General features: G+C 59.2%; 16 protein-coding genes. 6 read left to right on the forward strand and 10 right to left on the reverse strand.

The genetic code is table 11. From position 1 onward, the window contains the following. Positions 1–45: 45 nt before the first annotated feature. The 3 genes from ACR0J8_RS02530 (at position 46) to ACR0J8_RS02540 (ending at position 2,988) form a co-directional block, all read left to right on the forward strand. Complete coding sequence (locus ACR0J8_RS02530; protein WP_480888830.1) at positions 46–1,959, forward strand: OmpA family protein; 1,914 nt, start codon at positions 46–48, stop codon at positions 1,957–1,959. Position 1,960: 1 nt separating this feature from the next. After that, positions 1,961–2,281: a hypothetical protein gene (locus ACR0J8_RS02535; RefSeq protein WP_170614320.1), complete on the forward strand. Its 321-nt coding sequence runs from the start codon at positions 1,961–1,963 to the stop codon at positions 2,279–2,281. A 287-nt stretch (positions 2,282–2,568) separates the two neighbouring features. Continuing rightward, entirely contained in the window at positions 2,569–2,988 is a 420-nt protein-coding gene (locus ACR0J8_RS02540) for a hypothetical protein (RefSeq protein WP_480522819.1), read from the forward strand. Positions 2,989–3,037: 49 nt separating this feature from the next. Here the strand turns inward: ACR0J8_RS02540 and ACR0J8_RS02545 are convergent, their stop codons facing one another. Genes ACR0J8_RS02545 through pgsA form a run of 3 tightly spaced genes read right to left on the reverse strand, consistent with a single transcriptional unit; the run spans position 3,038 to position 4,403 of the window. Next, on the reverse strand, positions 3,038–3,481 hold the full coding sequence (locus ACR0J8_RS02545; protein ID WP_480522818.1) for a molybdenum cofactor biosynthesis protein MoaE: 444 nt from the start codon (positions 3,479–3,481) through the stop codon (positions 3,038–3,040). Between the two features lie 4 nt (positions 3,482–3,485). Next, on the reverse strand, positions 3,486–3,731 hold the full coding sequence (gene moaD / locus ACR0J8_RS02550; RefSeq protein ID WP_058281820.1) for a molybdopterin converting factor subunit 1: 246 nt from the start codon (positions 3,729–3,731) through the stop codon (positions 3,486–3,488). Between the two features lie 3 nt (positions 3,732–3,734). Beyond that, entirely contained in the window at positions 3,735–4,403 is a 669-nt protein-coding gene (gene pgsA, locus ACR0J8_RS02555) for a CDP-diacylglycerol--glycerol-3-phosphate 3-phosphatidyltransferase (RefSeq protein WP_170614317.1), read from the reverse strand. On the opposite strand from pgsA, the gene ACR0J8_RS02560 reads away from it, so the two are divergent. Further along, entirely contained in the window at positions 4,402–4,593 is a 192-nt protein-coding gene (locus ACR0J8_RS02560; protein WP_170614316.1) for a hypothetical protein, read from the forward strand. The two genes, pgsA and ACR0J8_RS02560, sit on opposite strands and share 2 nt — an antisense overlap. Next, positions 4,590–5,474 (forward strand): DMT family transporter, encoded by an 885-nt coding sequence (locus ACR0J8_RS02565; RefSeq protein ID WP_170807355.1) that lies wholly within the window; start codon positions 4,590–4,592, stop codon positions 5,472–5,474. The genes ACR0J8_RS02560 and ACR0J8_RS02565 overlap by 4 nt, the downstream gene beginning before the upstream one ends. Here the strand turns inward: ACR0J8_RS02565 and uvrC are convergent. The 7 genes from uvrC to ACR0J8_RS02600 form a co-directional block, all read right to left on the reverse strand. After that, positions 5,471–7,345 carry an excinuclease ABC subunit UvrC gene (uvrC, locus tag ACR0J8_RS02570; RefSeq protein WP_480888831.1) on the reverse strand — a complete coding sequence of 625 codons (1,875 nt, stop codon included), beginning with the start codon at positions 7,343–7,345 and terminating at the stop codon, positions 5,471–5,473. The genes ACR0J8_RS02565 and uvrC overlap by 4 nt on opposite strands. A 290-nt stretch (positions 7,346–7,635) precedes the next feature. Further along, complete coding sequence (locus ACR0J8_RS02575; protein WP_480813042.1) at positions 7,636–8,415, reverse strand: SDR family oxidoreductase; 780 nt, start codon at positions 8,413–8,415, stop codon at positions 7,636–7,638. 21 nt (positions 8,416–8,436) lie between these two features. After that, a complete protein-coding gene (locus ACR0J8_RS02580) occupies positions 8,437–9,399 on the reverse strand; it encodes a calcium/sodium antiporter (protein ID WP_480813041.1) in 963 nt (320 codons plus the stop codon). 168 nt (positions 9,400–9,567) lie between these two features. Then, positions 9,568–10,365, reverse strand: coding sequence for a S49 family peptidase (locus ACR0J8_RS02585; protein WP_480888832.1), 798 nt, complete (start codon positions 10,363–10,365; stop codon positions 9,568–9,570). Between the two features lie 104 nt (positions 10,366–10,469). After that, complete coding sequence (locus ACR0J8_RS02590) at positions 10,470–11,231, reverse strand: ABC transporter permease (protein ID WP_170614311.1); 762 nt, start codon at positions 11,229–11,231, stop codon at positions 10,470–10,472. Further along, positions 11,228–12,157 carry an ABC transporter ATP-binding protein gene (locus tag ACR0J8_RS02595; RefSeq protein WP_170679543.1) on the reverse strand — a complete coding sequence of 310 codons (930 nt, stop codon included), beginning with the start codon at positions 12,155–12,157 and terminating at the stop codon, positions 11,228–11,230. The genes ACR0J8_RS02590 and ACR0J8_RS02595 overlap by 4 nt, the downstream gene beginning before the upstream one ends. Positions 12,158–12,226: 69 nt before the next feature. Continuing rightward, positions 12,227–12,745 (reverse strand): SRPBCC family protein, encoded by a 519-nt coding sequence (locus tag ACR0J8_RS02600; protein ID WP_480522815.1) that lies wholly within the window; start codon positions 12,743–12,745, stop codon positions 12,227–12,229. Positions 12,746–12,905: 160 nt separating this feature from the next. On the opposite strand from ACR0J8_RS02600, the gene ACR0J8_RS02605 reads away from it, so the two are divergent. Next, on the forward strand, positions 12,906–13,994 hold the full coding sequence (locus ACR0J8_RS02605; RefSeq protein ID WP_480522814.1) for a CaiB/BaiF CoA transferase family protein: 1,089 nt from the start codon (positions 12,906–12,908) through the stop codon (positions 13,992–13,994). Positions 13,995–14,000 lie beyond the last annotated feature (6 nt).

The following is a 14,000-nucleotide window of genomic DNA, read 5'->3' on the forward strand; positions in this document are numbered from 1 at the left end:
CTGTAAGAGTCCCGACCAATCGCCCGAGGAGTCCCGAAACCGCACATGCGTTTGCCTTTTTCCATCGCTGTTGTCCTGATCTTTCTCGTGTCGGGCGGTTTGTCGCTGCTGGCGGCCAGTTATGCCGTGACAAAGGTCGAAGAAGCTTCGGAATTTGCCGTGCGGCGGGCGCTGGATCTCAAGGGTCACGACTGGACCGAAGTGCATTCAGACGGGCTGCGCGTGGTTCTGACCGGCACCGCTTCGGACGAGGCAACGCGTTTCAACGCGCTGACCGCTGCCGGAACCGAAGTCGATACATCGCGTGTCATCGATGAGATGGAAGTTGCGCCCACCACAACGTTGGCGGCACCGCGGTTTTCGACCGAAATCCTGCGCAACAACAGTGGCATCTCGGTCATCGGTCTGATCCCGGCCAGCGTGGATCGTGACGCCATGATCAGCCAGTTGGAAAAACTGGTTCCAAACACCCCCGTGTCAGATCTGCTGGAAACGGCTGACTATCCCAAGCCGAAGGGTTGGGACGACGCGTTTACTTACGCGCTGAGCGCGCTGGCGAAGCTGCCCCGGGCCAAGATCTCGGCCAGCCCCGGGCTGGTGCGGATCACGGCCATCACCGACAGCCAGAAGGAAAAAGAGATGCTGGAGCGCGACCTGACGCGCGCAGCACCGCCAAGCCTTCGGATCGGCCTGTCGATTTCAGCACCGCGCCCGGTGATCACACCTTTTACGTTGCGCTACCTGATCACCGAAGAAGGGGGGCGTTTCGACGCCTGTTCGGCGCAGGATGACGAGGCCCGTCAGACAATCGTGGCCGCCGCGCAAGCAGCAGGATTGTCCGGTCCTTACCATTGCACCATCGGGCTGGGTGTCCCCTCGCCTCGCTGGGCCCGCGCAGCCGAACTCAGCATCGGGGCGCTGGCCGATATCGGGCAGGGTTCGGTGACCATGTCCGATGCCGACATCACGCTGATCGCGGCGCAAGGCGCGGACCCCGCCACATTCGACCGGGTCGTGGGTGAATTGGAAAACGCATTGCCGGAAGTGTTTGCCCTGCACGCCGTTTTGCCCGAACCAGATGCCCAAGACCAGGCCGGCCCGCCCGAATTTTCCGCAACCCGCAGCCCGGAAGGCCTGGTGCAACTGCGCGGGCGTGTCGGGGATGAAACCCTGCGGGACATGGTCGACAGTTTTGCCCGCGCGGCCTTCGGCTCGGAACAGGTGCACGTGGCAACCCGCATTGTTCCCGATCTGCCCGCCGACTGGCCGCTGCGGGTGCTGGCCGGGCTTGAGGCGTTGTCGGAACTGCAAAACGGTGTTCTGACGGTCACGCCCGAGGTGGTGGAACTGTCCGGTGTCAGCCATGAGGAAGATGCAAAGGCCCGCATAGCCGGGCATCTGTCTGACAAACTGGGTGAAGCGCAGGATTTCACCCTGTCGATCACCTATCAGGAACCGCCCGAACCCGAAGATGCCCTGCCCGATCCGGAACTTTGCGAATCCCGGATTGCCGAGATTCAGGCGACAGGCAAGATCGCGTTTGAACCCGGTTCGGCCACCGTTGCCACCGAATCGCGGGATACGCTGAACCAGATCGCAGAGATCCTGCGGGAATGTGGCCCCATCCGGCTTGAAATTCAGGGCCACACGGACAGTCAGGGCCGCGAAGAGATGAACCAGCAGCTGAGCCAGTCCCGCGCCCAGTCCGTTCTGAGTGAGCTGCGCGCGCGCCGGATCCCGACGGCAAGCTACTCGGCCGTCGGCTATGGTGAAACGCAACCCATCGCGGACAACGACAGCGAAGAAGGCCGGGAAGAAAACCGCCGCATCGAGTTTCGCCTGATCCGGCCCGAACCGGTTGCGGACAGGGAAACCGGGTTAGATGCGCTGGAGGCAACGCCATCCGAGCCTGAAGAACCGGAAAACAGCGCATCTGATGCGGATGCAGGGGATCAGTAAAGTGAACAGAACCGAATTCATCATCGCCACTGCCGTTATCCTGTTTGCAGCTTTCTGCATGGGCTGGTTCGCCAACTGGCTGGCTCATCGTCTGTCCCGCGTCCGCCAAAGCGACGTCGCTGATCTGGACCGTATGAGCCAGGAGTTACATGAAGCCGAAGAAACCCGCGATCAGGCGATTACCTACCTGCAACAGCGCGAGGCCGAACTGTCCAACCAGCTGACCCAGACCGAAGCCGAACTTGCCGCCGCGATGGACGGCCTGCGCGCGGCGCGGCAAGAAGCGGAAGAACTCCGCGGGCGGATAAACAACGCCGACTGAACCTTGGCGTCGACTGCACAACCTGAGCTTGCCTCAGGACAACAGTAAACAAGATCGGCGTGTTTTGGCCGGTCTGTTTCTTTCGCCTTCAATATTGACGACAAATTCAATACTACGAATTGGTGTGTTTTTACCTACACACATCACTGTCCACTATCCAGAAAATTGGAGTGTACTATGAATTTCCAAGATACTTTGAAAACCGCCACAGTGCTTTGCGCATTTTCCGCAACCTCAGCCCTGGCTTCCGGCGATGTCATCCCCTCGGAAAACGATACGTTTTCAAATTGGGGGAAGAATCCGGATGGACCATCTTTGTAGATGATACGCGCGGGTCCTGCCTGATCGAGCGCATGGACGAAAACCAGAACGTCGTTCAAATGGGCCTGACCAAAGACCATGAGATGGGCTATCTGGGGGTTTTTACGAAGAATGACATCGGCCTGAAAGGTAAGAAGGAAAAGATTTTCCTGTCACTGGACGGCAACGTTTATGAGGCCGAAGCGCACAAGAAAACCAAGCACCTGGCCGATGGATATACCGGCGGGTACATCCTGGCGAACAACGCTCAGTTCGTTGACGACGTCATCAACAAAAACGAAATGATCGTGTTCCCGGAAAAGGAATTCGCATTCACCGTCAACCTGGATGGAACAAAGAAAGCCATTGAGGCAGCACGGACCTGCAACGCGGAACAATCCAGCTAATCTGCCCTGACACGCGCCGGCATCCGCCCGACGGGTGCCGGTTCGCGTATTACCAGCGGGTCAACGCGTCTTCGTCTTCATCTTTCGCGGCCACCCACTCTGCCCCGCCCGAGGTGATCTCTTTCTTCCAAAAGGGCGCGCGGGATTTCAGATAGTCCATCAAGTACTCTGCCGCCTCGAATGCATCCTTGCGATGCCGCGCAGCCGTGGCGACCATCATGATCCGGTCCCCCGGGGCCAGCCGCCCGTGGCGGTGGATTACCAGAACATCCCCCAAAGACCAGCGTTCCTGAGCCTCTTCGGCGATCCTGGTCAGCGCGCGCTCGGTCATGCCCGGGTAATGCTCAATCTCCATCACATCCAGATCACCCGTGGCCAGATCGCGCACGATACCGGTAAAGGTCACGATGGCGCCGTTGGCTGAATCTCCTGACGCAAAAGCGTTGGCTTCGGCGCCAAGGTCAAACGCTTCTTCCTGAACGGCAATACGCATCGCGTCAGCCGCCGGTCATGGGCGGAAAGAACGCCACTTCACGCACACCGGCCAGCGAGGCGTCAAAGTCCGAAAGTTCCTGATCCAGCGCTACCCGCAATGCGGACAGGTCCGCAAAGGCGGCGGCATAGCGGTCTTCTCGCGCGCTCAGCTCGGCCACAAGGTCGGATACGGTTGCGGCCTCGGTCTCGACCCTTTCTTTCGGCAGACCGATGCGTTCGCGCACCCATGCGAAATACAGCACATCCATCGCTCAGCTCTCCTTCAGATGCGGCATGGCTTTACGTAGGTAGTCGTAGCCCGTGATCAACGTCAGAGTGGCCGCGATCCACAACAACCAAAGCCCGATCCGCCCGGACCAGAACATCCCCTCAAGATGCCAGCGCAGGCCGTTCAGGTCCTCGATCTCGCCCATCAGGACCCGATCGAGAGTTTCGGCATCCATGCCAAAGGACCCCATCACAAAATGGTGCTCGAATATCCCTTGCGAAAAAAGGATGGCAATCGCCACCATCTGCGCAGTGGTTTTCCATTTGGCCAGCTTCGTGACTTTCAGCGTCCCGGCCACGTCACCCAGATATTCACGCAAGCCCGAGACGAAAACCTCGCGAAACAGGATGACGGTCGCGGGCAGTACCAGCCAGGGCGTCCAGTGCTCGGCGGAATAGCCGACCAGAATCATCAGGGCGATCACAACCATCGCCTTGTCGGCAATCGGGTCCAGCATGGCCCCGATCTTGGTTTCCTGTTTCCACGCACGCGCCAGATATCCATCGAACCAGTCGGTGATGGCGGCCGTCAGAAACAGGATCAAAGCGAACCAGTCCGCCCAGGGGCGGGTGAAATACAGAAACATCACGGCCAGACCGGGTGCCGCCAACAGGCGCAGGACGGTCAGGATATTGGGCAGGTTCCACTTCATGGATCGACACTACATCGCCACTTCGGGACAGAAAAGACAGCCATGCAAAAAACTGACCCGATCACAGGCGGTTGCGGCACTGGTGGTCAAAGGGTCGCAAGCCGGACATCTCAACCAGATACAGCTTGGCGCGCGCGCGCTTTGCCGTCAGATTGGCGTGCGGACCGGTTGGGGAACGACAGCAGCATGACACCGCATATTCAAACGGACCCCCGGTCAAACCTGATCGGCAGTTTATGGATGATCTCGGCAATGGCGCTGTTTGCGCTCGAGGACGCGCTGCTGAAAAGCGCCTCGGCCGCGTTGCCGATCTGGCAGGTCCTGATTCTGTTCGGCGCGGGCGGTGCGCTTGTGTTTGGAATTGCCGCCTTGCTGCGCGGCACGCGGCTGTTTCAGCCTGACGTGCTATCGCGCCCGATGAAGGTGCGCGTGGTCTTCGAAATCCTTGGGCGTTTGTTCTACGTGCTGGCCATTGCGCTGACACCCCTGTCTTCGGCCACGGTAATTCTGCAGGCCACGCCCCTTGTCGTGGTCGCCGGAGCGGCCCTGTTCTTTGGTGAAACCGTCGGCTGGCGGCGGTGGAGCGCAATCCTGATCGGGCTGATCGGCGTCGTGATCATCATCCAGCCGACCGGGGACAGTTTCTCGGCCCTCTCCATCCTCGCCGTGTTGGGAATGCTGGGCTTTGCCGGACGCGATCTGGCCAGCCGTGCCGCACCCGCGTCGCTGGGAACCGAAGTGCTGGGGTTCTATGGCTTTCTTTGCATCGTCGTTGCCGGTTTAGCCTATCGGTTCTGGGAAAATGTGCCGATGGCCGCTTTGACCCTGCACACAAGCCTGCACCTGGTTGGTGCCACACTGATGGGCACAATCGCCTATGCGTCGCTGATGAAGGCGATGCGCACGGGCGAGGTCTCGGCGGTCACGCCCTTCCGCTATTCCCGGTTGTTGTTCGGTATCGGACTGGGGGTCGTCATGTTTGGCGAGCAATTGGACCGGACCATGTGGACCGGCAGCGCGCTGATCGTTGCCTCGGGGCTGTACATCCTGTGGCGCGGGCGGAAGGTCTAGCCCTTGTCGTGGAAGTAATCGTAAACCTTCTGCGCCAGCCCGGCTGAGATCCCCTCGACCGCCTTCAGGTCTGCCAGATTGGCTCGGCTGACGGCCTTGGCACTGCCGAAATGCGCCAGCAACGCCCGTTTGCGCGCGGCGCCCACCCCCGGGATTTCGTCCAGAGGTGTCGCGCCCACCGCCTTGGCCCGTTTCGCGCGATGTGTTCCGATGGCAAACCGATGCGCTTCGTCCCTTAGGCGCTGAATGAAATACAGCACCGGGTCGTTACGTTTCAGCGCAAAGGGGCGCTGACCGATGCGGTGAAATTCTTCTTTGCCGTGATCTCGATCAACGCCCTTGGCGACACCCACCATCGGGATGTCTTCCACGCCATGTTCGACCATAATTTCGTGCACGGCACTCACCTGCCCAGCGCCGCCATCGATCAACAGCAAATCGGGCCAAAGCCCCTTGTCCCGGTCTGGGTCCTCCTTTTGCAGACGGGTGAACCGGCGGGTCAGAACCTCTTTCATCATGCCGAAATCATCACCGGGGGTCAGATCATCGCCCCGGATGTTGAACTTGCGATAGGCGTTTTTCATGAAGCCTTCCGGGCCCGCAACAATCATGCCGCCCACCGCGTTGGTGCCCTGAATGTGGCTGTTGTCGTAAACCTCGATCCGGTTCGGCTGACTGTCCAGATCAAACGCCTCGGCCACGCCGCGCAACAGCTTGGCCTGCGTCGCGCTTTCCGACATGCGCCGGGCCAGAGATTCACGTGCATTGCGCAAGGCCCCAGCCACCAGCTCCTGCTTTTCACCGCGCTGGGGCACAAGGATTTCGACCTTTCGGCCAGCCTTCTCAGACAGTGCCTCCTGCATCAGATCGGCGTTTTCGATCCCGTCTGACAGGATCAATTGCCGGGGCGGTTCCTTGTTGTCGTAAAACTGACCCAGAAAAGCTTCCATGACCTCGGCCGCCAAGACGTCTGGCCCCACGCGCGGATAAAAATCCTTGTTGCCCCAATTCTGGTTGGCGCGGATGAAAAACACCTGAACGCAGGCCTGCCCGCTGTCCATGTAAAGACCGATGATATCTGCCTCGGCCACCCCGCGCGGATTGATGCCCTGCGAGGTCTGCACCTGCGTCAGCGCCCGGATGCGATCACGCAGACCGGCGGCGCGTTCGAACTCCATCGCCTCGGAGGCGACCATCATCTGTTCGGCCAATTCTTCCTGCACCCGAGTGGACCGCCCCGACAGGAACCGTTCCGCATCCTTGACGCTTGCGCCATAGTCAGCCTCGGATATCAGGCCGACGCACGGTCCGGAACAGCGCTTGATCTGATAAAGCAGACAAGGTCGTGTGCGGCTGTCGAACATGGAATCCGAGCAGTTGCGCAGCAGGAACGCCTTTTGCAGCTGGTTCAGGGTCCGGTTCACCGCACCCGCACTGGCAAATGGGCCGAAATAGGCCCCCTTTTCCTTTTTCGCCCCGCGATGTTTCTTGATCTGCGGAAAAGAATGATCCTTTGCGACAAGAATATTCGGAAAGCTTTTGTCATCGCGCAGCAGCACGTTGTATTTCGGCTTGAGCTGCTTGATCAGGTTCTGTTCCAGCAGCAGCGCTTCGGTCTCGGTCCGGGTGGTCAGGAACATCATCGACGACGTCGCAGCAATCATCCGCTCGATCCGCCCCGAATGCCCCGGACGCGCATAGTTCGACACTCGCGCCCTGAGGTTCCGCGCCTTTCCCACATAAAGAACGCGGCTGTCGCTATCCAGCATGCGATAAACACCGGGTGAGCTGTCCAACGTTTTCACGTAACGCTGAATGCAGGCATAGCCGGTGGGCTGCGTGTCTGATGAAGGGTCGTCCTGGGTGGTCATTGGCCTGAGATATGATTCTCTGACCATGGCTGCAATCTTGTCGGCCTCAGATCAAGAGTAAACAAGTCCACGGTTTTTGTGGATAACTGTGCAGATAACTTTTGTATCGCCTCGTTTTTCCCTTGTTTCATTGCCTATTTCCCTGTTTGCCTAATAATTAGGCGATCATATAACCACCTGTTATTTATAGAGATTTTTTCTCACGCGTGACAAGTGTATGAAAAAAAAGACATTTTTGTAACGTGCCGGTAACACAAATGAGAGCGGTGCAAAACTTACAGCAAAATTGCCTATTCCAGTCCCAGCACGTCAGGCGTCCGCCAGCCAAGGTGCTGGCCGCCGTCGACGCAAAGCAACTGCCCGGTTACGGCATGGGCATCCAGAAAATACCCCAGTGCAGCGGTGATATCGGAGGGATTCGCGCCGCGCTCCAGAACGGTATTGGCGCGTTGCGCTTTGAAGTGCCCTTCGCTTTGCCGGTGGCCCTGCATGGTCGGACCCGGCCCGATCGCATTGACTCGGATCGCGGGCGTCAGCGCCTGCGCCGCGGTGCGTGTCAGCGCCCAAAGTCCCATCTTGGCAATGGTGTAGGACATGAATTCCGGCGTCAGCTTGCGCACCCGCATGTCGACCATGTTGACGATCAAACCGATGGCAACAGGCTCGCCCGCGTCGTCCTTTTCAGGCTCCAGCCCCTGCGCGGCCATTGCCTGCGTCAGCACAAACGGCGCGCGCAGATTGCTGTCGAGATGGCGGTCCCAGCTTTGCCGAGTGGCCGTCCGGATATTGTCGTACTCAAAGACCGAAGCATTGTTGACCAAACAGGTGATCGACCCGCCCAGCGCCTCGACCGCGCGAGGCAGCAACGCCTGGACCTGGGCTTCGTCCAGCAGGTCGGCCTGTAGTGCAACGGATTTGCGCCCCATCGCCTGAACCTCGGCCACGGTCTCCTCTGCCGGGGTCCGCGAACTGGCGTAGTGAACCGCGACGTCATATCCCCGCCGCGCAAGATAAAGCGCCATGGCCCGGCCAAGACGAATGCCTGAACCGGTAACTAGAGCTCGGGTCATGGATCACCTTTCTTCGTCAGATCACGCCAGCAGGATGATGACATAAATCACGTAAAGGATGGACAGGACAAAACCCCAGGTCCGTGTGATGTCTTGCTTGAGGAAAACAAAAGGGATCAGCAGAAGCGATGCGCCCAGCATGACCCACAGATCAAAATGCAGGAACTCGGGATCAACCGGAATCGGTCCGACCAGAGTCGCAATCCCCACAATCGCCAGCAGATTGAACATGTTCGAACCGATGACGTTCCCCAGCGCCACATCTGCCTGCCGACGCAGCGCCGCCATGACCGTTGTCGCCAGCTCGGGCAAAGATGTTCCGACGGCCACCAGCGTCAGTCCGATCACGGTTTCACTGACACCGTAATGCCGCGCAATTACTGTTGCGTTTTCGACCAGCAAATGCGCACCCATCGGCAGGCCGACCAGACCCAGAACCAAAAAGATCGACACTTTCCAATAGGGCATTTCGGGATCGGCTTCTTCCAATCCTTCCAGCTCCTCATCGTCGGCGCAGGCTTCGCCACAGGCCTTGCGATGGGCACGGGCTTCCCGGAACGCGTGCCACAGCATCAGGGCCAACGCACCTAGCAATATGAGGCCACTGATCACGGTGAACGTGCCGCAGAAGGCCAGCCCAATGAACAGAACCGAGGCCAGCAACATGAAAACATAGTTCTTGCGGCTGTCGCATTCACTGGTGTGAAGCGTGGCAAGCAGCGCGGGAAGGCCCAGCACCAACAGGATATTCGCCGTGTTCGACCCAACCACGTTCCCCAGTGCAATACCGGGCGCGTTTTCCAATATGGCGCTGATGGAAATCAGAAGTTCCGGCGCCGATGTGCCAAAGGCAACAATCGTCAGACTGACAATCAAGGCAGGCACGCCCAGACGCAGACTCAGGTTCACCGCCCCCCGAACCAGCGCGTCACCGGCCAGCAAAAGGATCAGCAATCCGAGGCCGGATAGCAGCCATGCCGTCATGACCGCCCTCCTTTTTCGCAGGCGCAGGGGCCTTTACCGATCCTGAACCGCCCGCAGCGGGGACATCTTGAGGACTGCAGCCGCTTCTGCCCAGGAAAGCGCAGCTTTCCGAACATCGCCAATACACCCATGGCGATCAGAAAAAGAGTGACGGCCTTGATGATCACGTTACAAACCGAAGCGCGCGTAAGCCGCCCGCTCCTCCAGACCGGCAATTGCATCCTGCGCCACGGCGGCCCCAAAGCGGGACCAGATCGGTTTGCGGACGCCATAGCGGCGGAATTTCACCTTATCGCCAAACCGCTCCTGCATCTTCGGTTTGAGATGCGCGATACCATCGATCAGCCCCAGCTCCTGCGCGCGTTTGGCCAGCCAGATTTCGCCACTGAAAAGGTCCGCCGCGTCATCCAGCTTGTCACCGCGCCGTGTGACGACATGGGTGATGAAGTTATCGTGGATATCGCCCAGCAAACCCTGCAGTCGTGCCACATCCTCTTTCTTTTCCGGCGCGAAGGGGTCCAGCATGGATTTCGACTGACCCGCTGTGTGTACGCGCCGTTCGAGCCCCTGGCGTTTCAGGAAAACATGCGCACCAAAGCCCGAGGATATCACGCCAATCGAACCCAGCACGGAACTATCATCGGCAAAGATCTCATCCGCAGACGCCGCCAGCCAGTAGCCACCCGAGGCCGCGACATCCTCGACAAAGGCGAAAACAGGGATGTTAAGCTCCTCCGCCAGCCGCCGGATACGTGCGCCGATCAAGGAACTTTGCACCGGGGAACCGCCGGGCGAGTTGATCTCAAGCGCGACGGCAGCAGGCTTGCCCTTGCGAAATGCCTTTTCCAGAATCGGGGCCAGCGTGGTGTCGTTCAGCGACCCGCGACCGGCCATCCCGATCGCGCCGGACAAACGCACAACGGCCACAAGCGGCTGCTTTTTGACAAACGGAAGGCTGAGTTTCATGGATGCCGATGTAGAGTGCTGCCTGACGGTAAACAAGAGACGGACGCGGCCATAAACGCGACGTGAACCAAATAAACACATCCGATGGGCAAAAATGCAACGCCCTAGCTGCGAATGCGCCAGCCGGTTTTGAAGATCCAGCCGATGATGCCCAGACAGATCCCGGTAAAGGCCAGAATGGCCAGCAGGCTAAACACGATGGGCACATCCGCAAGCCCGTAGAAGGACCACCGGAACCCCGAAATCAGATAGACGACCGGATTGAACAGGGTGATTGTCTGCCACACCGGCGGCAGCATCGAGATCGAGTAGAATGTCCCGCCCAAAAAGATCAAAGGCGTGACCACAAGTTGCGGCACCAGCGACATCTGCTCGAAATTGCTGGCCCAGATACCAATGATGAAGCCCAGCAACGAAAAACTGAGGCAAGTCAGCACCAGAAAGGCCATCATCGCCAATGGGTGTTCAATCCTGAGATCCACAAAGAAGGTAGCGGTAATCAAAATCACCACGCCCACAAACAACGCTTTTGTCGCTGCCGCGCCAACGTAACCGATCACGATTTCGATGAAATTGACCGGGGCCGACAGGAGTTCGTAGATCGTGCCCAGGAATTTCGGGAAATAGATGCCGAAAGATGCGTTCGAGATCGAAAGCATCACCACCGACAGCATGATAAGCCCCGGCACGATGAAGGCGCCATACGATACGCCCTCAACCTCCTGGATGCGGCTGCCGATGGCCGTGCCGAAGACCACGAAATACAAAGAGGTCGACAACACCGGCGACAGAAAGCTTTGCGCCAGAGTGCGGAAAAAGCGCTGCATCTCGAACCGGTAGATGGCGGCAATGGCAGACCAGTTCATGCGGGTTCTCCCGACACCAGGTTGACGAAAATCTCCTCAAGGCTCGACTGCCGGGTCTGCACGTCACGCAACACCAGACCGGCCTGTGCAACATCGTTCAGCAACGTGGTGATACCCGTCCTGTCGGCATGCGTGTCGTAGGTGTAGACCAAGGTGTCCCCGCTTCCGTTCAGAACCAGATTGTGCGCGGCAAGACTGTCCGGGATGGTCGGGATCGGCTCGGTCAGCATGACCTCGATCTGCTTTTTCCCCATCTGCGCCATCAGGGTGTCCTTGTCCTGCACCAGCAACAACTCACCCTTGTCGATGACGCCTACACGGTCGGCGATGGCCTCGGCCTCTTCGATGTAGTGGGTGGTCAGGATGATGGTGACACCGGCCCGCTTCAACTCGGCCACGATCTCCCACATGTCCTTGCGCAATTCGACATCAACACCGGCGGTGGGTTCATCCAGAAACAGCACGCGTGGCTCATGAGCCAGCGCCTTGGCAATCAGCACCCGCCGCTTCATGCCGCCCGACAATTCCCGGATGGCGTTTCTGCGCTTTTCCCACAGCGAGAGCTTGCGCAGAATCTCCTCAAGCCGGGCGTTGTCACGGCCCAGCCCGAACAGACCCCGGGAAAACCGCACCGTGTTCCAGACCTTCTCAAACGGTTCCAGCGCAATCTCCTGCGGCACCAGACCGATCATCCTGCGGGCGGCGCGAAACTCTGTCTGAATATCGTGACCACCCACCGTGACAGACCCGGAACTGGGCGTGGTTATCCCGCAAATCGTTGAAATCAGAGTTGTCTTTCCGGCCCCGTTTGGCCCCAGCAGTGCCAGTATTTCACCTTGCTCGATATCCAGAGAGACGCCTTTCAGCGCTTCAAAACCATCGGCATACGATTTTCGCAGATCCCTGATGGACAGAATGGTGGTCATGCATATTCCCTGTGGTGACAGCGACCCATCCGTGCCGCGCCGTTACCGAACGGACCATTTACAAACGGATCAGTCCCGGCCCGTCAAGCGCCCCAGCCATCCTTTACCGCTTTCCCCATCCCCGTCTTCCGCAGTTTCTTCTGCCGGACCTTCGAAATGCGACTGCAGGTTTACGAAGAACTGATCTGCCATTTTCTTGGCAAACCCGTCGATCAGACGGCTGCCCAGTTGCGCAAGTTTGCCACCGACACTGGCATCGACGTCATAGCTCAGAACTGTGCCGCCCTCGGCGTTTGGCTGAAATGTCACCGTGGCGCGACCCTTGGCAAAACCCGCCGCGCCGCCCTTTCCCTCACCAGCAATGGTCAGCCGTTCGGCCTCGACCATGTCCGACATTGTGACGATGCCTTTGAACGTCGCCTTTACCGGGCCAACCTTCTGCACAACCGTGGCCTCGTAGCCGTCCTGCGGGTTGCCCGAAACCTCTTGCGCGCCGCTGACACAGGCTTTCAAAACCTCCGGGTCAAGCAACGCGGCATACAACTCGGCAGGCGATGCCTTGATTTCACGGGTATCACTCATCTGCATGGTCGCGGACCCTTTGTCGTTTCTCTGACGGTTCTCACAGACCTAGCGCTGAATAGTGGTGGCAGGCAAGCACGCCGGATTCGAAACGCACCCGCCCGGCAACTCCGACCTTGCATTTTTGCGGCCATCCCGAAATTTTGCGCGACAACGGAGGACAGTCATGCTGCACGGAATACGCGTCATCGAAATCGAAGCGCTGGGACCTGGCCCATTCGCGGCCATGTTGCTGGCGGATCTTGGGGCGGACGTCATTACCATTCACCGCAAGGGCGGGGCTGTGACACCCGGAATGCCGGAACGTTCGCTGCTGGATCGTGGAAAACGCTCAATCGATCTGGACCTCAAAAATCCCGATGACCTTGAAACGGCCAAACGCCTGATCGCCTCGGCCGATGCGCTGATCGAAGGATTTCGCCCAGGTGTCATGGAAAAACTGGGCCTCGGTCCGCAGATCTGCCAGGCCCGGAACACCAGGCTGGTTTACGGCCGCATGACCGGATGGGGACAGGACAGCCCGCTGTCGGGCGACGCTGGCCACGATCTGAACTATATCGCCATGTCGGGCGCACTCTGGTACGCCTCTGCTCCGGATCACCCGCCGCAAACACCGGCAACGCTGGTCGGCGATATTGGCGGAGGGGCGATGTATCTGGTCGCCGGTGTTCTGGCCGGACTGATCAATGCGCAACGAACCGGACGAGGCACCGTTGTCGATGCGGCGATCTACGACGGATCCGCCCATATGATGAACCTGCTGATGAGTCTACGCCAGACCGGCAACCTGTCAGACACCCGCGGTCAAAGCCTGCTGGACGGTCCGCACTGGAGCCGCACCTATCGCTGCGCCGATGGTGGCTTTGTCTCGGTTCAATGCCTCGAACCGAAATTCTACGCTGTTTTCCTGAGCGTTCTGAATCTGTCCGGGGATCCGGCTTTCAAGGAACAGTTCAAGCCACAGCTCTGGCACGACCAGACGCGGCGGCTGAGCGCCATATTTGCCGACAAGCCCCGCGATCACTGGGCAGACCTGTTCAATGGCACCGACGCCTGTGTCGCCCCGGTCCTCAGCCCGCAAGAGGCGCAGAACCACGAGATGAACCTCGCCCGCCAAACCTGGCGGGAGGTTGACGGAACCTTGCAGGCTGCCGGCGCGCCGCGGTTTTCAGACGCCAATTGGCAACCCGGCGTCAGCCCTGCTCGCGGTGAGCACACTGGGGAAATCCTGGCCGAACTCGACAACCTGCGCTGATCCGCC

The organism is Ruegeria sp. N11, assembly GCF_056531525.1.